Annotated in this window: 15 protein-coding genes; 7 read left to right on the top strand and 8 right to left on the bottom strand. The window is 72.5% G+C overall.

Going from position 1 to position 23,170, the window contains the following annotated elements; genetic code table 11:
* Positions 1-9 precede the first annotated feature (9 nt).
* From ACQKM2_RS08565 to ACQKM2_RS08545, 5 genes are all read right to left on the bottom strand, one after another.
* Positions 10-969, bottom strand: a complete 960-nt coding sequence (locus ACQKM2_RS08565) for an ABC transporter permease (RefSeq protein WP_427707675.1) — start codon at positions 967-969, stop codon at positions 10-12.
* Complete coding sequence (locus ACQKM2_RS08560) at positions 962-1,909, bottom strand: ABC transporter permease (protein ID WP_125814605.1); 948 nt, start codon at positions 1,907-1,909, stop codon at positions 962-964. The genes ACQKM2_RS08565 and ACQKM2_RS08560 overlap by 8 nt, the downstream gene beginning before the upstream one ends.
* A gap of 95 nt (positions 1,910-2,004) precedes the next feature.
* The gene (locus ACQKM2_RS08555; protein ID WP_427707671.1) at positions 2,005-3,627 is read right to left on the bottom strand and encodes a peptide ABC transporter substrate-binding protein; all 1,623 of its coding nucleotides are present in this window, start codon (positions 3,625-3,627) and stop codon (positions 2,005-2,007) included.
* Between the two features lie 427 nt (positions 3,628-4,054).
* Positions 4,055-5,959 (bottom strand): translational GTPase TypA, encoded by a 1,905-nt coding sequence (gene typA / locus ACQKM2_RS08550; RefSeq protein WP_427707669.1) that lies wholly within the window; start codon positions 5,957-5,959, stop codon positions 4,055-4,057.
* 331 nt (positions 5,960-6,290) lie between these two features.
* Entirely contained in the window at positions 6,291-8,765 is a 2,475-nt protein-coding gene (locus ACQKM2_RS08545) for an ABC transporter family substrate-binding protein (RefSeq protein ID WP_427707667.1), read from the bottom strand.
* Between the two features lie 400 nt (positions 8,766-9,165).
* Here ACQKM2_RS08545 and ACQKM2_RS08540 point away from each other — a divergent pair, with 400 nt between their 5' ends.
* From ACQKM2_RS08540 to ACQKM2_RS08510, 7 genes are all read left to right on the top strand, one after another.
* On the top strand, positions 9,166-9,390 hold the full coding sequence (locus ACQKM2_RS08540; RefSeq protein ID WP_362469696.1) for a hypothetical protein: 225 nt from the start codon (positions 9,166-9,168) through the stop codon (positions 9,388-9,390).
* 100 nt (positions 9,391-9,490) lie between these two features.
* Positions 9,491-10,315, top strand: a complete 825-nt coding sequence (locus tag ACQKM2_RS08535; RefSeq protein WP_427707665.1) for a hypothetical protein — start codon at positions 9,491-9,493, stop codon at positions 10,313-10,315.
* A 1-nt stretch (position 10,316) separates the two neighbouring features.
* Positions 10,317-12,248 (top strand): fumarate reductase/succinate dehydrogenase flavoprotein subunit, encoded by a 1,932-nt coding sequence (locus ACQKM2_RS08530; RefSeq protein ID WP_427707663.1) that lies wholly within the window; start codon positions 10,317-10,319, stop codon positions 12,246-12,248.
* Positions 12,245-13,027, top strand: a complete 783-nt coding sequence (locus ACQKM2_RS08525) for a succinate dehydrogenase/fumarate reductase iron-sulfur subunit (RefSeq protein ID WP_427707661.1) — start codon at positions 12,245-12,247, stop codon at positions 13,025-13,027. The genes ACQKM2_RS08530 and ACQKM2_RS08525 overlap by 4 nt, the downstream gene beginning before the upstream one ends.
* Positions 13,028-13,072: 45 nt before the next feature.
* Entirely contained in the window at positions 13,073-16,105 is a 3,033-nt protein-coding gene (locus ACQKM2_RS08520) for a protein kinase domain-containing protein (protein WP_427707658.1), read from the top strand.
* Positions 16,106-16,438: 333 nt separating this feature from the next.
* Positions 16,439-18,526, top strand: a complete 2,088-nt coding sequence (locus ACQKM2_RS08515; protein ID WP_427707656.1) for a TPM domain-containing protein — start codon at positions 16,439-16,441, stop codon at positions 18,524-18,526.
* Between the two features lie 40 nt (positions 18,527-18,566).
* On the top strand, positions 18,567-19,283 hold the full coding sequence (locus ACQKM2_RS08510) for a PspA/IM30 family protein (protein WP_427707654.1): 717 nt from the start codon (positions 18,567-18,569) through the stop codon (positions 19,281-19,283).
* A gap of 21 nt (positions 19,284-19,304) precedes the next feature.
* On the opposite strand, the gene ACQKM2_RS08505 is transcribed toward ACQKM2_RS08510, so the two are convergent.
* The 3 genes from ACQKM2_RS08505 to ACQKM2_RS08495 all read right to left on the bottom strand — a co-directional run bounded on the left by ACQKM2_RS08505 (position 19,305) and on the right by ACQKM2_RS08495 (position 23,168).
* The gene (locus tag ACQKM2_RS08505) at positions 19,305-21,923 is read right to left on the bottom strand and encodes a SpoIIE family protein phosphatase (RefSeq protein ID WP_427707785.1); all 2,619 of its coding nucleotides are present in this window, start codon (positions 21,921-21,923) and stop codon (positions 19,305-19,307) included.
* Between the two features lie 182 nt (positions 21,924-22,105).
* Complete coding sequence (locus tag ACQKM2_RS08500; protein ID WP_362468526.1) at positions 22,106-22,534, bottom strand: ATP-binding protein; 429 nt, start codon at positions 22,532-22,534, stop codon at positions 22,106-22,108.
* Positions 22,535-22,739: 205 nt separating this feature from the next.
* Positions 22,740-23,168, bottom strand: a complete 429-nt coding sequence (locus tag ACQKM2_RS08495) for a (deoxy)nucleoside triphosphate pyrophosphohydrolase (protein ID WP_427707652.1) — start codon at positions 23,166-23,168, stop codon at positions 22,740-22,742.
* Positions 23,169-23,170 lie beyond the last annotated feature (2 nt).

Below are 23,170 nucleotides of genomic sequence, written 5' to 3'. Positions count from 1 at the left end.
CGCCCTTCCTCAGCGCAGCTTCGGGTCGAGGGCGTCGCGCACTGCGTCGCCGACCATGATGAACGCGAGCACGGTGACGCTCAGCGCGATGGACGGGAACAGGAGCACGTGCGGTGCCTGGAGCCAGCGGGCCGAGGCGTCGCTGACCATCAGGCCCCAGGAGATCTCCGGGGGCTGGACACCGATGCCGAGGTACGACAGGGCCGCCTCGGCGGAGATGTACACACCGAGGCTGATCGCGCCGACCACGATGACCGGGGCGACGGCGTTCGGCAGGATGTGGCGGATCGTGATGCGCATCGTGCCGGCGCCCAGGGCGCGGGCGGCCACGACGTAGTCGTTGTTCTTGTTCTGCAGCACCGAGGACCGCATGATGCGGAAGATCTGCGGCCAGCCGAGGACCGCGAGGACCAGCGAGACGGTCCAGGCGTTGCCGGGCATGGCGGACATGATCAGCATGCCGCCGAGCAGCAGCGGGATGGCGAAGAAGATCTCGGTGAAGCGGGACAGGATGCTGTCCACGATGCCGCCGACCCAGCCGGCGATCAGGCCGAGGGCGCCGCCGACGATCAGGACGAGCGTGGTGGTGACGACGCCGACGATCACGGAGTTGCGGGCGGCCCACACGGTACGCGTGTAGACGTCGCAGCCCTGGATGTCGTAGCCGAACCAGTGGGAGGCGCTCGGGGTCTTGAGCGAGTCCTCCAGCTTGCAGGCGCCGGCGTCGAACGGGCTGCCGTCGGTGAACAGCTGCGGCACGGCGGAGACGATCAGCAGGAACACCACGAGCACTGCGCCGATGATGAAGATCGGGTTGCGGCGCAGGTCGTCGATCGCGTCGGACCAGAGGCTGGCCTCGCGGTCCTTCTTCTTCTTGTCCTGGACCTTGCCGGCCTGCTTGCCCCCGGAGGTGGCGGCGGCCGTCTGGGTGTCGGTCATCGAGTCCTCCACCGTATTCGTGTCACGCATAGCGGATCCTCGGGTCGAGCACGGCGTACAGCAGGTCCACAAGGAGGTTGGCGACGAGGTAGATGAGGACCAGGAGGGTCACACCACCCACGACGACGGCACCCTGCTTGAGGTAGACGGACTGGGCGAGCAGGCCGCCGAGGCCGTGGATGTTGAAGATGCGCTCGGTGATGACCGCACCGCCCATGAGGGCGCCGAGGTCGGCGCCGAGGAAGGTGACGATCGGGATCAGCGCGTTGCGCAGCGCGTGGTTCACGACGACGCGGCGGCGGGGCAGGCCCTTGGCGGTCGCGGTGCGGACGTAGTCCGCGCGCATGGTCTCCATCAGGCTGGTGCGGGTGAGTCGGGCCACGTACGCGAGCGAGGTCGAGGCGAGCACCCAGGCCGGGAGGAGGTAGGCCTGGAGTCCGTCGTTCTCGTTGAAGGAGACGGAGAAGAGCTCGATGCCCCAGCTGTTCTTCAGCTGGACGCCGAGGGTCAGCTGGAGGACGAAGCCGGTCACGAAGACGGGGATCGAGATGACCATCAGGGTGGAGATGAGGACCAGCTGGTCGAGGAACTTGCCGCGGCGCAGGGCGGCCATGATGCCGGCCGCGACGCCCACGATCGCCTCGATCACGAAGGCGAAGATGGCGAGGTTCACCGTGTACGGGAACGCGTCGCCGATCAGGTCGGTGACCTTGCGCCCGGTGAGGGTCTCGCCGAGGTCACCCTGGAACACGCCGGTGATGTAGTTCCAGTACTGCAGCAGGAACGGGTCGTCCAGGTGGTACTTCTCGCGCAGCATGGCGGCGACGAGCGGGTCTGCCTTCTTCTCGCCGGCGAGGAGCTGAATCGGGTCAGCGCCGGGCATCGCGAAGGTGAGCAGGTAGATCAGGAACGTGGCGCCGATCAGCACAGGGATCGCCTGTATGAGTCGGCGGATGAGGTAGCGGCCCATCAGACCTCCAGCAAAGAACAGGGGGAAAGGGCGGGCAGACGGAAACCTGATTCCGTCTGCCCGCCCCCCTTAACTCCCCTTAGTGACGAGGGGTGTTAGTTGCGCTCGACGTTGGCCAGGTCCATCTGACCCTGGGCGTCGACCTCGACGTTCTTCACGGACTTGGAGTAGGCCGCGGAGGACATGTACGTGAAGACCGGGATGTACGGAAGGTCCTTGATGATGATGTCATCGGCCTTCTGGTACAGCTTCAGGCCCTCGGCGGCGTCGGTGGCCTTGTCGGCCTCCGCCATGACCTTCTCGAACTCGTCGTTGCGGTAGTGGCCGTAGTTGGAGCCCTGCTCGATCGCGACCTTCGAGAAGACCGGACGCAGGTAGTTCTCCGCCGCCGGGTAGTCCATCGACCACGCCATGCGGAAGGCACCCTTGTACTTCGCCGCACCGAGGTCGTCCAGCATGTCACCGAACTTGGCGTACGGCTTGGCGGTGACCTCGATGCCGAGGTTCGCCTTCAGCTGGTTGGCGACGGCCTCGATCCACTCCTTGTGGCCGCCGTCGGCGTTGTAGCCGAGCTCGATCTTGTTGCCGGGGACACCGCCGGCCTTCTCGAAGAGCTCCTTGGCCTTGGTCGGGTTGTACTGGCCGACCTCGCCGAGCGCGCCCTTGCGGTAGCCCGGGATGATGGGGCTGATGAAGTCGTCGGCCGGCTTGCGGGTGCCGTTGAAGATGGTCTTCGTCAGCGTGTCCCGGTCGATGGCCATGGAGATGGCCTGTCGGATCTCCAGCTTGCCGAACGCCTCGGGGTTCGTCTCCAGCGGGAGGCCGATGTAGCCGACGGCCGACTCGGGCTTGTAGATGTAGCGGTCGCCGAACTCCTGGGAGACGGTGGCCATCGCCGAGATCGGGAGCTTGTCGACGATCTGGATGTTGTCGGCGCGCAGGTCGTTGTACGCCGTGTCCATGTTGTCGTAGATCTTGAAGGTGACGCCCGCGAGCTTCGCACGGCCCTCGGCCGGGTACTTGTCGAAGCGCTTGACCTTGATCTGCTTGTTGTGCTCCCAGTCGCCGTCCATCTGGAAGGGACCGTTGCCGATCGGGTGCTCGCCGAACTTCTTCGAGTCCATGGTCTCGAAGGCCTTGGGCAGCGGGAAGAAGGCGTTGTAGCCCAGCATGGTCTTGAACTGGGAGAAGGGCTCCTTCAGCGTGACGGTGAAGGTCTTCTCGTCAACGACCTTGAGGCCCTTGAGCTCCTTGGCGGTGGGCTTCTTGTCCTTGCCCGGCGCGAGCTCGTCGGAGCCCTCGATCTTGGCGAAGAACGGCATGGCCTCGGCCACGTTCTCCTGGTTGGCGCCCCAGTTCCAGGCGCGGACGAACGACTGCGCGTCGACCTTCTCGCCGTTGTGGAAGGTGAAGCCGTCCTTGACCTTGATGGTCCAGGTCTTCGAGTCCGTGCTCTCGATGGACTCGGCGACGTCGAGCTTCGGCTCGTTGGTCTTGGTGTCGTACTTGACCAGACCGCTGAAGACCGCGTTCATCACCTCGGAGCCCTCGGACTCCGCGGTGTCCTGACCGATCAGGCGGTGCTGCGGCTCGCCGAGCACAACGGTGATGCTGCCGCCCTTGCCACCGGCGTCGTTGCTACCGGTGCTGCAGGCCGTCGCGGCCATGGCCACGATCACGGCACCCGCGACCCACTTGGCGCTCGTTGCTCCGCGCATGGGTATTTGCCTCCTCAGGAGTCACTGTCGATTCGTGAAGGACCCGGTTCCCGCTGACACCCCTGACAGCGAAATCCGGTCCCATCGTGTGTGCTCGTGAGTCGACGCTCCCCACAGCGTGTGACCCATTGACCCGAGCTCAATGGAGCCAATCCTCAGGGACCGCCAGGCCGTAAACCACACTTAAGTGGTCTCGTTTTCACAACATCACCGCATGGCGAAAACCCGAAATCCGGACAAACGGATAGGAGACAGACACGTGCGAAACGGACGGTTAGCTCATCATCCGGAGCGTCACGGTCGGTATGCGGACACCAGAACTCAACAATCCGTTTGACAAACGCGAACGGCCCCCCTTCGCACCGGAGAGGTGCGAGGAGGGGCCGTTGTCAGCCGTACGGCTTTCGGCCAGAGTCCGACTCGCGTACTACTTGGCGGACTTGGCGCGCGAAGCGGTGCGCGAACGCTCCTTCTGGTCCAGGACGACCTTGCGGATGCGGACGGCCTCCGGGGTCACCTCGACGCACTCGTCGTCGCGGCAGAACTCCAGGGACTGCTCCAGGGAGAGCTTGCGGGGCGGAATCACGTTCTCCGTGTTGTCCGCGGAAGCCGCACGCATGTTGGTGAGCTTCTTCTCCTTGGTGATGTTCACGTCCATGTCGTCGGAGCGCGAGTTCTCGCCGACGATCATGCCCTCGTACACCTCGGTGCCGGGCTCGGTGAACAGGACGCCGCGCTCCTGCAGGTTGATCATCGCGAACGGCGTGACCGCGCCCGCGCGGTCGGCGACCAGGGAGCCGTTGTTGCGGGTGACCAGCTGGCCGAACCACGGCTCGTGGCCCTCGTGGATCGAGTGGGCGATGCCCGTACCGCGGGTGTTGGTCAGGAACTCCGTGCGGAAGCCGATCAGGCCGCGGGACGGGACGACGAACTCCATGCGGACCCAGCCGGAGCCGTGGTTCGACATGTTGTCCATGCGGCCCTTGCGGACGCCCATGAGCTGCGTGACCGCACCCATGTGCTCCTCGGGCACGTCGATGGTCATGCGCTCGACCGGCTCGTGGGTCTTGCCGTCGATCTCCTGCGTGACGACCTGCGGCTTGCCGATGGTCAGCTCGAAGCCCTCGCGGCGCATCTGCTCGACCAGGATGGCGAGCGCGAGCTCACCACGGCCCTGGACCTCCCAGGCGTCCGGACGGTCGGTGTCCAGGACGCGCAGCGAGACGTTACCGATCAGCTCGCGGTCCAGACGGTCCTTGACCTGGCGGGCGGTGACCTTGCGGTCCTTGACCGCGGCCTTGGCGTCCGCGCCCTTGCCCGTGCCGCCGCGGCCGACCATCGGGGAGGTGTTCGTACCGATGGTCATGGAGATCGCCGGCTCGTCGACCGAGATCAGCGGCAGCGCGACCGGGTTCTCCGGGTCGGCCAGGGTCTCGCCGATCATGATCTCGGGGATACCGGCGACGGCGCAGATGTCACCGGGGCCGGCGACCTCGGCGGGCTTGCGGGTGAGCGCCTCGGTCATCATCAGCTCGGTGATGCGGACGTTGGAGATCGAACCGTCGCGCTTGATCCAGGCCACGGTCTGGCCCTTGCGCAGCTCGCCCTGCTCGACGCGGAGCAGCGCGATGCGGCCGAGGAAGTTGTCGGCGTCCAGGTTGGTGACGTGGGCCTGGAGCGGGGCCTCCTCGTCGTACACCGGGGCCGGGACGTGCTCCAGGATGGCCGAGAAGAACGGCTCCAGGTTGTCGCTGTCCGCGGGGACGGTGCCGTCCTCCGGCTTGGTCAGCGAGGCGACGCCGTCACGGCCGCAGGCGTAGACGATCGGGAACTCGATCTGGTCCTCGTCGGCGTCCAGGTCGAGGAAGAGGTCGTACGTCTCGTTGACGACCTCGTCGATCCGGGAGTCCGGGCGGTCCGTCTTGTTGATGCAGAGGATGACGGGCTTGCGCTGCTGGAGGGCCTTGCGCAGCACGAAGCGGGTCTGCGGCAGCGGACCCTCGGAGGCGTCCACCAGGAGGACGACGGCGTCCACCATCGACAGACCGCGCTCGACCTCGCCACCGAAGTCGGCGTGGCCGGGGGTGTCGATGATGTTGATCGTGATCGGGGCCCCGCCGTCCTTGGGGTGGTACTTCACCGCCGTGTTCTTGGCGAGGATCGTGATGCCCTTCTCACGCTCCAGGTCGTTCGAGTCCATCATGCGGTCGTCGAGCTGCTGGTGGGCGGCGAAGGCACCGGCCTGCTTGAGCATGGCATCGACGATGGTCGTCTTGCCATGGTCGACGTGGGCGACGATGGCGACGTTACGGATGTCGTGGCGCGTGGGCACTTCGGCGCTTCTCCCGGGATCGTGGATGGCGTCGCGTACGGCCTGGCACGCGAGCCTCTGCCGGGCGGAAACCTGCCACGGCCTTACCCCATCGTACGTCGAGTGGCGGGAACCGCCTGCCGGGGGGTCTGTCAAGAGGCCGGACGGCTGAGGAACGCCGGGGATCGGGTGGGGGGTCCCGGCGCGGGTCGCGGCCTGTGTTCATGCGGGTCAATGGGTACGCACGACCTTGCCCGCCGGGGATCCGGCGGGCAAGGAACTTGAGTCACTTCTGAGCTTGCTACCCGGGGGTCAACCTGACAGGCCCCGTTATTTCACCCGATGTCCTCGGCTACTTCTTCCCGGCGTCCTTGGTGTCCTTGGTGTCCTTGGTGTCCTTGGTGTCCTTGGTGTCCTTGGCGGCCGGCGGCTTCTTCCAGCCGATGTCCTGGTAGCGGGGCGCCCCGAGGCCGAAGGCCCCGGCGTTGGCCAGGCCCGGCTTCACCGCGACCAGCTCGGGGCGCTGGTAGAGCGGGATGGAACCGGCCGCCGCCCAGATCCGGGCGTCCGCCTTGCGCATCAGCTCGCGGGCCTGCGCCTCGTCCAGCTCGCCGGCCGCCTGGTCGAAGAGCTGGTCGATGTGGTCGGTGCCGACCCGGGTGTAGTTCTGTTCGACGAGGAGCGAGCCGTCGGCGGCCGGCTCCGGCTTGGCGAAGATCGGGCGGGCGTCGGTGGCCGGGAAGGCCGTCGCCGGCCACGAGTACAGGGCCAGGTCGTACTGCCCCGAGGCGACGTGGTCCTTGAAGAAGCTCTCGTCGGCCACCTTCTTGATCTCCGTGCTGATGCCGATCTTCTGGAGCATCTGGGAGATCCGCTCGCCGACCGAGCGCAGGGCCTCCGAGCCGGGCCCGGCCGGGAGGACGAAGCGCAGGCTGAGCGGCTTGCCGTCCTTGGCGAGCATCGCGCCGGACGTGCGGGCCTGCTTGGCGGGAGCGGGGACGGGGGCCGGGCTGGCGGCCGCGGGCTCCTTGGCGTCACCCTCCTCCTTGGCCTCCTCGCCCTCCGCCGGGGCCTTGGCGTCGCCGGCGGCCGCGGCCGCCCCCTTCGCGAGGGTCTCCGCCTGGGCCAGCAGGACGTGCTCCTGCTGCGCGGCGAGCGAGGCCGGGGCCAGCGCCGCCGAGGGCCCGTCGGTGCGGCCGAAGGAGGCGACGGCGTCGGCCGGGTCCGCCCCGAAGCCGCGCACCGGCGTCTGCGGGAGGACGCGCAGCCCGGCGGCGGGGGCGCCGGGCAGGCCCGGGCGGGTCCGGCGCAGGCCCAGGTCGGCCGTGGCCGAGCGCAGGTCGCCGTTGCGCCCGTCGTCGTCGCCCACGATGTACAGGCCGTCGTCGCCGGTGCCGTCGCCCGGGCCGGGCTTGGCGCCCGCCGGGGTCTTGGAGTCGTCCTGCGAGCTCTCGGCGCTCTCGGCCCCCGCCTTCGCCGGCTCGTTCAGCTTGCCGCCCTTGCGCCAGCCCGCGTCCGCGAGCAGGGCCTGCGCCGCCTGCGTGTCCTGGCCGCCGAGGGCGTCGCTGTTGTCGGCGTACGCCTGCTGCCCGGCCAGCGCCAGGTGGCTGCCGACCGGCTTCGCGGGCAGCCCGAGCGGCTTGAGGACGATCTCGGCCAGCGTCTTGCGGTCCAGGGCGCGGGCGACGGCCCGGCGCACGCGCTCGTCCGACAGCGGGCCGGAGGCCCCGTTCATCGCCAGCTGGGTGTAGGCCGGCTCCAGCGACTTGCGGACCGTGAAGCCGCGCAGCGCCGACTGCTCCTCCGCGTACTTCTTGACGGCGTCGGCGTTCTTCTGGCGGGTCTCCTGCTCCTCCTTCGCCTTCGCCTCGTCGGCGCCGTGGGCCAGCGCCCAGGAGAGGGTGGCCTGCGCCGGGGTGAGCGAGGCGCCCGGACCGTGCGTACCGTCGACCTGGCCGGCGTCCCGGTGGGCGAGGGCGATCCGGTCGGCGCCCGAGCGGTCGATCTCGGCCAGGTCGACCTTCCCCTCGGCCAGCGCCGCCGGGCGGCCCGCCCGGGGCACCGCCGTCAGCACGAGGGTGTCCAGCTTCGCGGGCCGGCCCCACCAGCGCGGGTTGCGGGTCAGCGCCGCGGTGCCGGTCTTCTTGTCGATGGCCCCGAGTCCGAAGGGCCCGGCGGTGACCTTGAGGGCGCCGCGGGCGCCCTCGTTGAAGGCCTCGGGGGTGCCCATGACCTGCTTGGGGTAGAGCGGGCTGAACAGGGAGCGCCAGTCGGCGTACGGGCGGACGAAGGTGACCTTGACCTCCAGGTCCGTCTTGCCGCGCTCGATCTTCTCGATCCGCTCGTAGCCGGCGTTGCGGGCGGTCCAGTACGCCGAGTCCTTGCCGTTCAGGGCCCGCCACTGGGCGACGAAGTCGGCGGCGCCGATCTCGCGCCCGTCGCTCCACACCGCCTGCTGGTTCAGCTTGTACAGGACGACCTGCTTGGGCTCGCGCTCGACGACCTCGGCCTTCTCCAGGTAGTCCGGATTGGCCACCGGCCGGCCCTTGGCGTCCAGGGTGAACAGCTGGGGCAGGACCGCGCCGGCGATCCGGCCGGTGGTGGCGTCCGCGTCGGCCTGGAAGGCGTTCAGGGTCTCCGGCAGGGAGTCCACGGCCCAGCGCAGCACGCCGCCGTCGGCGACCTGCTCGCGGACGGTCGTCGCGATGTCCGGTCCCGCTGCGGCCGGGCCGCCCTCGTCCTCGCCCGCGCCGCAGCCCGCGAGGAGCGGCAGTGCGAGGACTCCCGAGGTGAGGAGCGCCAAGGACCTGCGCCTTCTCTGGGTCATGGGTGGTACCTCCGGGGCGGGGCACGAGGGCCGTGAAAACAGGGTCTTGATCACGTTCGGCGGTATATGGAGCTGATCACACCGGTGTGGAAACCCACTGAAATCGACCACCGCCCGCGTCCTCCGCAGCGGCCCCGCGCCACGCCGCGAACCCCACCCGTGCGGACCAATCCCGCTTGCGCCCCCGGACGCGCCCCCCGCCCCGGGCCGCCGCCGGACCGGGCGCCCAGGCGCGCGTTCCCTCGTTCGAGGGATGAAAATGGGGGCAGGGAGGGGCGCACGGTTTGCGCCTGCGCGCCCGGAATCGCTGCACGTCCCTTCACAACCGGGGACGGGAGGCGCGACACTCGCAGGCGCCCGTGAGCGTTGCCACCGCACCCTGCGGAAGTGAGGGCAAGTCATGTCCCTGCAAGACGATCTGACCGCCGTACGGCGCAGTCTCGACGAGCTGGTCCGCTCGGTGGAGCAGCTGGAGAAGGACGTCGCCCGGCAGGCGCCGGCCGCCGGCCCCAGGCCGCCGGAGAAATCCAGGATGGTGACCATCCCGGACACCCCGTACGACAACGCGCTGTGGACGGACACCGACGACGAGGGCCTCGGCGCCCGCGACCGCCGCGCCCCCTAGAGCCCGCCGCCCGTCCGCGCGCAGCACCCCCATCTGGCCCGGCCGCTCCGGCGGCCGGGCCTCCTGGGCCACCCCTCGACCACTCCACCCGGAGTTCCCTTTGGCCACAGGCACGGAACCACCCCAGCAGCGGCCCGGCGGGGTCCACGGCCCCTCCCGGGCCGCGATCACGGCCCGGCACCTGCGGACCGACCGGTGGTGGCTGTCGCCCGCCGGCACCGCGGCCGGGCTGCTCGCCTTCATCGCGTACTCGACCTGGCGGGCCTTCGCCAACGACCACTACTACGCGGCCCCGTACGTCTCGCCGTTCTACTCCCCCTGCCTGGCGGAGAACTGCCAGGAGATGCGGGGCGGCCCCAACCTCGACCTGTTCGGCAGCTGGTGGGGCCTGTCCCCCGCCCTGCTGATCCTGGTCTTCCCGCTCGGCTTCCGGCTGACCTGCTACTACTACCGCAAGGCCTACTACCGGGGCTTCTGGGCCTCGCCGCCCGCCTGCGCCGTCGCCGAGCCGCACGCCTCGTACACGGGCGAGACCCGCTTCCCGCTGATCCTGCAGAACCTGCACCGGTACTTCTTCTACGCGGCGGTGCCGGTCGCCGGCATCCTCACGTACGACACCGTGCTGACCTTCCGCGACGAGCACTACGCCTGGGGCCACATGGGGCTGGGCACCCTCGTCTTCCTGGCCAACATCGTGCTGATCTGGGCCTACACGCTGTCCTGCCACTCCTGCCGGCACATCATGGGCGGCCGCCTCAAGCACTTCTCCCGCCACCCGGTGCGCTACCGCCTGTGGGGCTGGGTCAGCCGCCTCAACGCCCGCCACATGCAGCTCGCGTGGGCCTCCCTGATCAGCGTCGCCCTGTGCGACTTCTACGTGTACCTGCTGGCCAGCGGCACCATCACCGACCCGAGGATCTTCTGAGATGGCTCAAGTGGAACGGCAGCAGTGGGACGTGGTCGTGGTCGGCGCGGGCGGTGCCGGGCTGCGGGCCGCGATCGAGGCCCGGGAGCGGGGCGCCCGGACGGCCGTGATCTGCAAGTCGCTCTTCGGCAAGGCCCACACGGTGATGGCCGAGGGCGGGATCGCCGCCTCCATGGGCAACGTCAACGAGGGCGACAACTGGCAGGTCCACTTCCGCGACACCATGCGCGGCGGCAAGTTCCTCAACCAGTGGCGGATGGCCGAGCTGCACGCCAAGGAGGCCCCCGACCGGGTCTGGGAGCTGGAGACCTGGGGCGCCCTCTTCGACCGCACCCCCGACGGGCGGATCTCCCAGCGCAACTTCGGCGGGCACGAGTACCCGCGCCTCGCGCACGTCGGCGACCGGACGGGCCTGGAGCTGATCCGCACCCTCCAGCAGAAGATCGTCCAGCTCCAGCAGGAGGACTTCAAGGAGTACGGGGACCACGAGGCCCGGCTCAAGGTCTTCCAGGAGTGCACCGTCACGCGGGTCCTGAAGGATCGCGGTCCCAGGGAGGAGGAGAGGGTCTCGGGGACCTTCTGCTACGAGCGCGAGACCGGCCGCTTCTTCGTCCTGGAGGCCCCCGCGGTGGTGCTCGCCACCGGCGGGATCGGCAAGTCCTTCAAGACCACCTCCAACTCCTGGGAGTACACCGGCGACGGACACGCGCTGGCCCTGCTCGCCGGCGCCCCGCTGCTGAACATGGAGTTCGTCCAGTTCCACCCGACGGGCATGGTCTGGCCGCCCTCGGTGAAGGGCATCCTCGTCACCGAATCCGTGCGCGGCGACGGCGGCGTGCTGCGCAACTCCGAGGGCAAGCGGTTCATGTTCGACTACGTCCCTGACGTCTTCAAGGAGAAGTACGCCGAGTCGGAGGAGGAGGGCGACCGCTGGTACGAGGACCCGGACCACAACCGGCGCCCGCCCGAGCTGCTCCCCCGCGACGAGGTGGCCCGCGCCATCAACTCCGAGGTGAAGGCCGGCCGCGGCTCCCCGCACGGCGGGGTGTTCCTCGACGTGTCCACCCGGATGCCGGCCGAGAGGATCAAACGCCGGCTGCCGTCCATGTACCACCAGTTCAAGGAGCTGGCGGACGTGGACATCACCGCCGAGCCCATGGAGGTCGGCCCGACCTGCCACTACGTGATGGGCGGCATCGCGGTCGACTCCGACACCGCCGCCACCGTCGGCGTACCGGGCCTGTTCGCCGCCGGCGAGGTGGCCGGCGGCATGCACGGCTCGAACCGGCTCGGCGGCAACTCCCTCTCCGACCTGCTGGTCTTCGGCCGGCGGGCAGGACTGCACGCGGCGGAGCACGCGACGCTCCCCGGCCCGCGTCCCGCCGTCTCCCAGGAGCAGATCGACGCGGCGGCCGCCGAGGCCCTCGCCCCGTTCCACGCCGCCGAGGGCGCGGAGAACCCGTACACCCTCCACCAGGAGCTCCAGACGGCGATGAACGACCTGGTCGGCATCATCCGCCGCGAGGGCGAGATGGCCGAGGCCCTGGAGCGGCTGGCGGCCCTGCGCGTACGGGCGGCCCGCGCCGGGGTCGAGGGGCACCGGCAGTTCAACCCGGGCTGGCACCTGGCACTGGACCTGCGGAACATGCTGCTGGTCAGCGAGTGCGTGGCCCGCGCCGCCCTGGAGCGCACCGAGAGCCGGGGCGGGCACACCCGCGAGGACTGCCCGGCGATGGAACGGCAGTGGCGGCCGGTGAACCTGCTGTGCCGCCCGGTGAGGGCCGACGACGGAGAGCGGGCCCCCGCCGATCCCGCCGCGGCGCGGATCGCGCTGGAGCGGGTCCGCACCGAGCCGATCCGCCCCGACCTGCTCGCGCTCTTCGAGAAGGAAGAACTGGCCAAGTACCTCGCCGAAGAGGAGCTGTACGGGTGACGACATACGACGCACGCTTCCGGGTCTGGCGGGGCGACGCGGAGGGCGGCGGGCTGCGGGACTTCACCGTCGAGGTGCACGACGGCGAAGTGGTCCTGGACATCGTGCACCGGCTCCAGGCGACCCAGGCGTCCGACCTCGCGGTCCGCTGGAACTGCAAGGCGGGCAAGTGCGGCTCGTGCAGCGCGGAGATCAACGGCCGGCCGCGGCTGATGTGCATGACGCGGATGTCCGTCTTCGCGCGGGACGAGACCGTCACGATCACCCCGCTGCGCGCCTTCCCGGTGATCCGGGACCTGGTCACGGACGTGTCCTTCAACTACGCCAAGGCCCGAGAGGTCCCGGCCTTCGTGCCCCCGCCGGGGGTCGCGGCGGGCGAGTACCGGATGCAGCAGGTGGACGTGGAACGCTCGCAGGAGTTCCGCAAGTGCATCGAGTGCTTCCTGTGCCAGGACACCTGCCACGTGGTGCGCGACCACGAGGAGAACAAGGCCGCCTTCGCCGGCCCCCGCTTCCTGATGCGGGTCGCGGAGCTGGACATGCACCCGCTGGACGCGGCCGCGGACGCCGGCCTGGACCGCAAGCGCACCGCCCAGGAGGAACACGGGCTGGGCTACTGCAACATCACCAAGTGCTGCACGGAGGTCTGCCCCGAGGGCATCAAGATCACCGACAACGCCCTGATCCCGCTGAAGGAGCGGGCCGTGGACCGCAAGTACGACCCCCTGGTGTGGCTGGGGAACAAGATCCGGCGGCGTTCGGCTTCCGACCCCCGTTAGTTCACTTGGCGGTGGACAATGCCCCCTGGATGACCGTCGGACGACGTGATCTCAGGGGGCTTCGCGGTGCGGGTGGGGGAAGTACTGGCGGACCGTTACCGGCTGGACCGCCGGCTCGGCGCCGGAGGCATGGGCGAGGTGTGGCGGGGGCACGACCAGGCCCTGCACCGGGCCGTGGCGGTCAAGGTGCTGCTGGACGCGGCGACCAACGAGGAGCTGATCGCCCGGTTCCGGCGGGAGGCCACCATCGGGGCGCGCCTGCAGCACCCGGGCATCACCGTCGTGCACGACGTCGGGCAGCACGAGGGGCGGCTGTTCATCGTGATGGAGCTGCTCTCCGGGGAGGACCTGGGGGCGCGGCTGGCCCGCTCACCCGGCGGACTGCCGGCGGCCGAGGCGGTGGAGCTGGCCGCGCAGACGGCGGAGGCGCTGGCCGCCGCGCACGAACAGGCCGTGGTGCACCGGGACCTGAAGCCGCAGAACCTCTTCCTGCTGCCCGGCGGCCGCCTCAAGATCTGCGACTTCGGCATAGCCCACTCCGCCGACGCGACGGCCGGCTGGACGGTGACCGGGCGGATGTTCGGCACCCCGCCCTACATGGCGCCCGAACAGTGGCGCGGCGAGCACGTGGACGCCCGCTGCGACCTGTACGCGCTGGGGTGCGTGCTGTACGCCCTGCTGAGCGGGGAGCCGCCCTTCGGGTCGGCGGAGCCGATGTACGTCCTGATGCGGCGCCACGTGGAGGACGCGCCGGAGCCGCTGGAGGTGCCGGGGGTGTCCGCGGAGCTGGGCCGGCTGGTGCTGGCGCTGCTGGCGAAGGACCCGCGGGACCGGCCGGAGTCCGCCGAGTGGGTGGCGGGGGCGCTGCGGGGGCTGGGGCGGATCGTGGACGGTGGCTCCGTCCCGGGCGGGGGGACCGGGGAGGAGCCGGCGGCCCTGCCGGATCCCCGGCCGGGGGCGGGGCGGGAGCCTGAGGCAGACCAGTCGCCCGAGCCGGAGCCGGAGCCGGGAGCCGGGCCGGATTCCGGGCCGGGGCCGGACGGCTTCGTGCCCGCCCCGGTACGGGAGTTCGTACGGGAGCTGCTGCTGGAGGCCGAGGCGACGCTGACCTCCCTGCCGCCCGGGGCCGGCGAGGCGCGCACCGAGGGGCTCGCCCTCGCGGCCGAGGCGGCGGCGCGCTTCGACGCGGGGCTCGCGGGCCGGCTGCTGGCGGACGCCGAGCTCTGGGCCTGGACCGACGGGGACGGCGACGGCGCCCGGGTGGCCGCGCTGCTGACCGGGCTGGCCCGGCGGATCTCACGGGACGCCCCCGCCCGCACCGAACGGGTGCTGACCGACGCGCAGCAGGCCCTGTTCACGGTGCCCGACCCGAAGCGGACGGCCCGGCTGCGCAAGGTCGCCGAGGAGCTCGCGGCGGTCGCCCCCGAACGCGGGCTCCGGCTGGCCCGGCGGTACTTCGCCGGCGACCCGGCGGAGGAGGCCGTGCTGGCGCGGGCCGCGCTGGCGAGTGCCCCGGCCGACCTGCCCCGGGCCGAGGGGTACCTGTCCCTGATCCAGAGCCCGGTGGTCCGGGCGGCCACCGAGTCCAGGGCCATCACCGCCGTCGCCCGGCGGGACCTGCCCGCCGCGCTCCGGCTGGCCGCGCGGATCCCGGGCGGCGGGGCCCGGGTGCGGGCGCTGTGCCGGGTGGCGGGCGAACGCTCCGCCGTCGGGGACCGGGCGGGCGCGGCGGAGGCCCTGGCCCTCGCGGAGCAGTCGCTGACCGACACGGCGGACGGGGAACTGGACGCGGCCCGCGCGGCCCTGGACGCCGCCCGGGACCTGAGCGCGCGGGGCCGGCCCTCCGTGCTGGACCCGGCCGTCGCGCAGGAGCGGGCCGCCGCCGCCCGGCGGCTGGCCGAACCCGCCGAGCGGGGCCGGGAACTGGCCTGGATCGCGCGGGACTGCACGGCGGGAGCGCCCTGGCTGGCGGCCGCCGCGGCCGACCCGGGCACGCCGCCCCCGCGCGGGACGGCGCCGCGCCCCGACCCGGCCGGGCCCCGGCCGGCGGCGGGGTGGCGGGCCGGGGACCGGCCGGACGCGCTGTACGCCGCCGGGGAGCGGGTGGTGTGGACGGCCGGCGCCGACGCGGGGTGCGCGGCCGCCTCGACGGGGGCCGGGCGCTGGACGGCGTACGCCGACGAGGGGGTGCGGGCGCGGCCGCTGCCGGAGCCGGAGCGGGTGTGGTGCGCGGCCGACGCGGACACCGTGTGCGTGGTCGTGGGGTCGGGCGGCGGGGCGCGCGGGCGGCTGGTGGTCCGGGATCCGGCGGACGGGCGGGTGCGGTGGTGGCGGGAGCTGGCGGAGCCGGCGTCTCTGGTCCCGGTGCCGGGGCTGGTGCTGCACGCGGCGGAGGGTGAACTGACCGCCCTGGACAAGGCCGCCGGGGAACCGGTGTGGCGGCATCCGCTGCCGGGCGGGGCGTCGCTGACCGTCGCCGGCGAGTGCCTGGTCCTCGGGGGCGGCGGCCGGCTGCGGGCGCTGCACCTGCCGACCGGGACCCCGCTGTGGTCGTGGCCGCGCGGCTACGACGCCGGCGCGTCGGCGGCCCCCGACCAGCTGGCGGGCGGGCCGGTGCACGTGCTGGACGGCGGGGTCCTGCGCGCCCTGGACCGGCGCAAGGGCTACGAGCTGTGGCGCTTCGAGCCGGGGGTGCCGGCGGCGGGGCTGCTCGTCGAGGACGGGGTGGTGTACGCGGCCGCGTACCGCGCGGAGCAGGGCTGGGACGTGGTGTTCGCGCTCGACGCGGAGAGCGGGGCGGTGCGCTGGCAGCGGCCGGTGACGCGGCGCGAGGGCACGGCGTGCGTGCTGGAGCTGCTGGGGGTGCGGCGGGGGGTGCTGTACGTACGCTCCTCCCACGGCGGGCGCCGGGGTCTGCTGGGCCGGACGGCCCTCCCGTTCGTCACGGGGCTGGACGTCACCACGGGCAAGCCCCGCGGGCACTGGGACCACCCGGCGGACGGTCCCGCCCCCGTCGTCACCGCCGCCACCCTGATCCAGGCCCATCCGACCCTGACGGCCGTCCCGCTGCCCTCCTGACGCGCCGCGCCCGATTCCGATGCGGGGCGGGGCCGGTTTGGGTGGCGGGGGCCGGTGGGTCGGGTGCGGGTGCGTTGCCCGCTGCGCGGGGCGAGGTCCCCTACCCTCCCCCAGACTCCGTCCGGGGGGACCCCCACTTCGCCCGTTCCCCCGGGCTGCGCCCCGGACCCCCGCGCCTCGAACGCCGGCGGGGCTGTTCATAGCCCCGCCGGCCTTCGAGGCGAGAACGGTTGATGGGCGGGGAGGGGCCGGGCCCGCGCAGCGGGACGCCACCCGCGCACGGCCGACAACCTCCGGGTGCGGGGGGACGGAGCGGGCCATAGCCTCCCAGATGTGTACTCGCTGAGACGCGCCGCCGCCCACGCGGTCCTCATCGCCGCAGCGCTCCTCGTCCTGCCGGCGGCGCCGGCCCGGGCCGAGGATCCCGTCGCGCTGTCGCGGCAGGGGCAGGTCACCGACCGCGTCGGTGCCCTCGGGGACCGGGGGCCCGCCGTGGCCGCCGCGCTGGAGCGGCTGTACGCCGACCGGAAGGTCCAGCTCTTCGTGGCGTACGTGCGCGACTTCTCCGGGCGGGCCCCGCAGAGCTGGGCGGACGCCACCGCGCAGAAGAACGGCCTCGGCCGGGACGACCTCCTGCTCGCGGTGGCGACCGGTGACCGGCAGTACGCCTATTCGGCCGACGTCGACTCCGGATTCACCGAGGCGCAGCTCGCGGACGTCGCCCGTACCGCCATCGAGCCCGCCCTGCGCCAGAACGACTGGGCGGGCGCCGCCATCGGCGCGGCGAACGGCTACGACGCCGTGCTCGGCGGGAAGCCGGTGCCCGTGCCCGCCGTCACCCCCGGCGTCGCCGACCCCGGTGGGGCGGCCGAAGGGGAGGGCGGGGCCGGGGACTTCGTGCTGCCGGTGGTGGTCGTGGGCGGGGCCGGGGCGCTGGCGGCCTACGCGTACCGGCGCCGCCGGAAGCGGGGCGGGACGGGCCGGGGTGCCACGACCTCCCATGCCGGCTGGGACGGGGCGCGGGCCGGGCCGGCGCCGCTGCCCGAGCTCGACGCCACGGCGAAGGCCCTGCTCGTGGAGACCGACGACGCCGTCCGCACCAGCACCGAGGAGCTCGGCTTCGCCGCCGCGCAGTTCGGCGACGAAGCGGTCGGTACGTTCACCGCGGCGGTGGCGTACGCCAAGGACGAGCTGACGCACGCCTTCCGGCTGCGCCAGCAGCTGGACGACGCCTACCCGGAGGACGACGCGACCCGCCGGCGGATGCTGGAGGAGATCGTGGCCCGCTGCACGGAGGCCAACCGCAGGCTCGACGCCGAGTCGGCGGACTTCGACCGGCTGCGGGACCTGGAGAAGAACGCCCCGCAGGCCCTGGCCGCGGTGGAGGCGCGCTTCCGGGCGCTGGCGGGCCGTACGACGACGGCCGGGGCGACCCTGGTCGCGCTGACGGGCCGCTACGCGGACTCCGCGGCCGCGCCGGTGGCCTCCAACGCGGAGCAGGCCGAGGACCGGCTGCTGTTCGCGACGACCAGCCTCGGTGAGGCGCGGGCCGCGCTCGGCGCCGGGGACAACGGCCGGGCCGCCGTGCACGTACGGGCCGCCGAGGGCGCGGTGGACCAGGCGGCGACCCTGGTGGACGCGGTGGAGCGGCGGGCGCAGGAGCTGGCGGAGGCGGCCGGGAAGCTGCCGGGCGCCCTCACCGAGACGGAGACGGACCTGGCCGACGCGCGCGGCCTGCTCACCGGTACCCAGGCGGGCTCCGGCACGGGCGACCTGCGGGGCCGGATCGGCCGGGCGGAGTCCGTCCTGGCCGACGTGCGGCGGGAGCAGGCGGCCGGCCGGTACGACCCGATCGACGCGCTGCGCCGGGTCGAGGAGGCGGACGCGGTGCTGGACGAGGCCCTGGCGGGGGCGCGTGAGCAGGAGTCGGGGCGGCGGCGGGCGGCCGCGCTGCTGGACCAGGCCCAGTTGTCGGCCCGCAGCGCGATCGGCGCGGCGACGGACTACGTGACCACCAGCCGGGGTGCGGTCGGCAGCCAGGCCCGTACCCGGCTGGCGGAGGCGCAGCGGCACCTGGAGCGGTCGGTGGCGCTGGCCGGCCAGGACCCGGCGGGGGCGCTGGCGGAGGCTCAGCAGGCGGACTCGCTGGCCCGGCAGGCGCAGCAGCTGGCGGAGGAGGACGTACGGGCGTACCGGAACCCGTACGCGGGCCGGCGCGGGGGCGGCGGCCGGGGCGGTGCCGTGCTGGGCGGGATCATCCTCGGCGAGATCCTCCGGGGCGGCGGCCGCGGAGGCGGCGGCGGGGGCGGGGGCTTCGGCGGAGGCTTCGGGGGCGGCGGCGGGGGCGGGTTCGGGGGCGGGCCCGGCTCCTACGGGGGCGGCGGCACCCGCGGCCGCATGGGCGGCGGCGGCCGCTTCTGAACGACGCGCAGGCACCACACCCCACCCCGGAAGGACCCCGATGAGCAAGCAGACCATCCTCGGCCGTGTCACCCAGCTCGCGAAGGCCAACATCAACGCGTTGCTGGACCAGGCCGAGGACCCGCAGAAGATGCTCGACCAGCTGATCCGCGACTACTCGAACAACATCTCGGAGGCCGAGCAGGCGGTGGCCACGACCATCGGCAACCTGCGGATGCTGGAGGCCGACCACAAGGAGGACGTGGACGCGGCCGCGGAGTGGGGCGGCAAGGCCCTCGCCGCCAGTCGCAAGGCGGACGAACTGCGCGCGTCCGGCGCGGCGGCGGACGCGGACCGCTTCGACAACCTGGCGAAGGTGGCCCTGGGCCGGCAGTTGCAGGCGGAGAAGGAGGCGGCGACGGCTGAGCCGGTGATCGCCGCTCAGACGGAGGTCGTGGACAAGCTCAGGGCGGGCCTGGACTCGATGAAGGACAAGCTGACGGAGCTGGAGGCCAAGCGGGACGAGCTGGTGGCACGGGCGAAGACGGCGCGGGCGCAGAACACCATGCTGGACGCGGTGAAGAGCATCGACGTGCTGGACCCGACCAGCGAACTGCACCGCTTCGAGGAGAAGGTGCGGCGGGAGGAGGCGATGGCCATGGGCAAGTCGGAGCTGGCGGCCTCCTCCCTGGACGCCCAGTTCGAGGCTCTGGACGACCTCGGCAGGACCTCGGAGGTCGAGGCCCGGCTGGCCGCCCTCAAAGCCCGCGCGGCCTGAGGACGGCACGGCACGGGCCCCTCAGCCGTACATGTCCAGCAGCTGTTCCGCCGACAGTTCGGTGACCGCCTCTCCCGGTGCGCCGCCCGGCATCGGGAGCGGGAGTTCGAACCAGACGGTCTTGCCCCGGTGGGTGCGGCGGGTGCCCCAGCCGGCCGAGAGCAGGCCGACGAGCTGGAGGCCGCGGCCGCCCTCGTCGGTGTCGCGGGCGCGGCGGCGCCTGGGCTGGACGAGGTTGCCGTCCCAGACCTCGCACACCAGGGTCCGGTCCAGCAGCAGCCGGAGCCGGATCTCGCCCTCCCCGTACCGCAGGGCGTTGGTGACGAGTTCGCTGACGAGCAGTTCCGTGGTGTCGAGGAGCCCCTCCAGGCCCCAGGCGGGCAGTTTGGCGCGGGCGAGTTCCCGGGCCCGGCCCACCGAGCGGGCCTCGCGGGGCAGCTGCCAGTCGCCGACGGCGCCGACGGGCAGTCCCTGGACCCGCGCCATGAGCAGGGCGATGTCGTCCTCGCCGTGCCGGGTGTGGAGGGTGTTCAGGACGTGGTCGCAGACCTCCTCCAGGGGGCGGGACGGATCGGCGACCGCCCCGCGCAGCCCGCGCAGGCCCTCCTCCAGGGGGTGGTCGCGGGATTCGACCAGCCCGTCGGTGTAGAGGGCGAGCAGGGCGCCCTCGGGGAGTTCGACCTCGACCTCCTCGAAGGGTTCGCCGCCCACGCCGAGCGGCATTCCGGTGGGGATCTCCAGCAGCAGCCCGGGGGGCGGTTCGGCGCCGTCCTCGGCGGGTTCGACGAGTACGGGCGGCATGTGGCCGGCGTTGGCGATGGTGCAGCGCCGGGTGACGGGGTCGTAGACGGCGTAGACGCAGGTGGCGAGGTAGACCTCGGAGCGGTCCGCGTCGCGGGAGTGCAGGGCGGCGCGCGAGGCCTGCTGGGCGCCGCCGGGGGCGCCGAGGCCGCGGGCGACCTCGTCGAGGGCGGTGAGCACCTCGGCCGGTTCCAGGTCCAGCAGGGCGAGGGTGCGTACGGCGGTGCGGAGTTCGCCCATGGCGACGGCGGCGCGCAGGCCGCGGCCCATGACGTCGCCGACGACGAGGGCGGTGCGGTGCCCGGGCAGTTCGATGACGTCGAACCAGTCGCCGCCGACCTCGGTGGCGGCGTTGCCCGGCAGGTAGCGGCAGGCGATGTCGAGGCCGGCGGCCTCGGGGTCGCCGGGCGGGAGGAGGCTGCGCTGGAGGATCAGGGCGCGTTCGTGCTCGCGCCGGTAGAGGCGGGCGTTGTCGATGCAGACGGCGGCCCGTGCGGCGAGTTCCACGGCGACGGCCCGGTCGCGTTCGCCGAAGGGTTCGCTGCCCTTCGTACGGGAGAACTGGGCGAGGCCGACCACGGTGTCGTGGGCGACCATCGGGACGATCAGCGTGGACTGGACGAGGTCGTCGGGGCCCGCGGCGTCGACCAGCCGGGGGCGTGCGGTGCGCAGGACCCGCGCTCCGGGGGAGGCGGCGGGGTAGCGGTGGGTCTCGCCCACGGCGACCAGTGCGCCGGGCCCCGACAGGGGGGCGTCGGATACGGCGGAGGCGAAGGCGACCCGGCGCAGTTTCGCGGAGGGGGCGCGGCGGGCGCCCTGGTCGGGCAGGGAGGGCACGCCGGGTCCCTGGGGGCGGGCGGGGCGGTCGTCGTCGCCGAGGAGCAGGCCCTGGTAGAGGTCGACGGCGGCCAGGTCGCAGAAGCCGGGGACGGTGACGTCGAGGAGTTCGCGGGCGGTGGTCTCCAGGTCGAGGGAGTTGCCGATGCGGTGTCCGGCCTCGTTGAGGAGGGCGAGGTTGCGCCGGACTCCGGCGGCCTCGCGGGCGGCGAGGTGGCGGCGGGTGACGTCGGTGCCGAGGCCGGCGACGCCGATGGGGCGGCCGGTGCCGTCGTGCACCCGGTAGAGGTTGATCGACCAGTGGCGGTCGTCGCGGCTGCGGGGGGTGGCGCCGGTGATCCGCAGGTCGGTGACGGATTCGCCGGTCTCCAGGACCCGGCGCAGGGCTTCGGCCATCCGGTCGGCCTCGTGGGGCGGCAGGTAGTCGTGGACGGTGCGGCCGCGGTGCTCCGCGGCGGTGCCGCCGAAGACGGTCGCGAAGCGCCGGTTGGCGCGCTGCACGGTGAGGTCGGTGCCGAAGAGCAGGAAACCGAAGGGGGATTGGCCGAATATGGCCTGTGATGCGGCGAGGTCGGATTCGATGCGGCGCAGCGCGCGCACGTCGACGACGACGCAGAGTGCGGCCCGCTCGGCGCTCTCGGTCCGGGTGGGCATCACATAGATCTCGGCCACGCCGTGGGCGCCCCTGCCGCCGGGGATCCGGAAGGGGATCAGGCCGGTCCACTCCTTGCCGTCGAGGATCTCGCCGACCTTGCGGTGGCCGCCCTCGCGCAGCTCGGGGGGCATGAAGGCCTCGACGGGGTCGCGGCCGACCGCCTGGGCCGCGCTGAGCCCGAAGAGTTCCTCGGCGCGCAGGCTCCACTGGTCGATGAGCCCGTCAGGGCCGATCGAGAAGGAGGCGACCTTTATGTAGTCGTATATCGAGCCAGGCGGACTGCTGTGCCACAGGGAGTCGTGCAAAGGCTCCCCGGGCACATGGGCCTGATGTGTCTGCGCAGGTATCTCGCTCACGCGACCGTCCCCTCCAGCTCACCGCAACCGGACCGGCCATGACCGAAGTATTCAGCACCACGGCCCCGTACGGCACGGCGTTCACGATCACAAAAGGGTCCCGTTGTTTTCCGGCCATGTCCGGTGGTCTCCCCAGACGCCGTCCGGGAGACCCACTGCCGCCCTTCTCCTTGTTACTCACCAGGAAGAGCCAACTCGAACCACACGGTTTTCCCCGTCTTCCCGTGCCTGGTCCCCCAGCGGCGCGCGGAGACGGCGACGAGGTGCAGGCCGCGGCCGCCCTCGTCGTCCGGCTTGGCGACCCGCTCGCGGGGCGGATCCGGAAGCGGATCGGAGACCTCCACGAGCAGGGCCGGGCCGCCGGCCAGGTCCGGCGCGGCCGGATTGCGCCGTACCAGGCGGACTCCGATGGGGCCGGAGGCGTACCGCAGGGAGTTGGTGACCAGCTCGCTGACCAGCAGGACGGTCACGTCGCCGACGGAGTCGAGGCCCCAGGAGCGGAGGGTGCCGCGCACGGCGTGGCGTGCGGTGCGGACGGCACCGGGCTCGGCGGGGAAGGCCCACTCGGCGCACTCACCGTCTGTGTCGATCACGCCGATCACTTCCCGGGCCACCAGCGACCCCTGTCCGGTTCGTCGGTGACGAAAGGGGGGCGAGATAGGGACTAATAGCGACATACCCGATATTCGGGGCGCCGTACCACCCGATCCCCCACGCACCGGCGCACTGTGGCGCAGACGGCCTAGAACGGGAGCGTCACGCGCCCCGGTGCGCCCCGCCGTGCGACGCGGCGCCCGCCCCGCCCCCTCACCGGTCCCGCTCCGCCGCCCGGCCCGCGCCCGCTCCGGCGCGCAGCCGGCGGCCGGCCTCCTCGACGAAGGGCCGGTCCTGGTCGAGCCAGTCCACCGAGTCCAGCTCGTGCGGGGACAGCCAGCGCAGCTCGTCGTGGTCCTCCAGGGGCTCGGGCTCGCCCGAGACCAGCCGGGCGGTCCACACGTGCAGGACCAGGTCGGGCCGCAGCTGCCACTCCCCCGGGATCCGCTCCAGCGCCTCGGTCTCCACGCCGAGCTCCTCGCGCAGTTCGCGCACCAGCGCCTCGGGCACGGTCTCGCCCGGCTCGGCCTTGCCGCCGGGGAGCTCCCACCGGCCGGCCAGCTCGGGCGGCGCGCTGCGCCGGGCGGCCAGCAGGCGCCCGTCATGACAAAGGGCTCCGCCCACGACCACTCGTACAGTCATGG

The sequence above is a fragment of the Streptomyces sp. NPDC004126 genome (assembly GCF_050275515.1).
Lineage (GTDB): Bacteria > Actinomycetota > Actinomycetes > Streptomycetales > Streptomycetaceae > Streptomyces.
This window is presented reverse-complemented; position numbering and strand designations above follow the sequence as displayed.

Coding starts and splice junctions, on each gene's coding strand:
- ACQKM2_RS08565 (WP_427707675.1), bottom strand. CDS start 969: ATGCGTGACACGAATACGGTGGAGGACTCGATGACCGACACCCAGACG.
- ACQKM2_RS08560 (WP_125814605.1), bottom strand. CDS start 1,909: ATGGGCCGCTACCTCATCCGCCGACTCATACAGGCGATCCCTGTGCTG.
- ACQKM2_RS08555 (WP_427707671.1), bottom strand. CDS start 3,627: ATGCGCGGAGCAACGAGCGCCAAGTGGGTCGCGGGTGCCGTGATCGTG.
- ACQKM2_RS08545 (WP_427707667.1), bottom strand. CDS start 8,765: ATGACCCAGAGAAGGCGCAGGTCCTTGGCGCTCCTCACCTCGGGAGTC.
- ACQKM2_RS08540 (WP_362469696.1), top strand. CDS start 9,166: ATGTCCCTGCAAGACGATCTGACCGCCGTACGGCGCAGTCTCGACGAG.
- ACQKM2_RS08530 (WP_427707663.1), top strand. CDS start 10,317: ATGGCTCAAGTGGAACGGCAGCAGTGGGACGTGGTCGTGGTCGGCGCG.
- ACQKM2_RS08510 (WP_427707654.1), top strand. CDS start 18,567: ATGAGCAAGCAGACCATCCTCGGCCGTGTCACCCAGCTCGCGAAGGCC.
- ACQKM2_RS08495 (WP_427707652.1), bottom strand. CDS start 23,168: ATGACTGTACGAGTGGTCGTGGGCGGAGCCCTTTGTCATGACGGGCGC.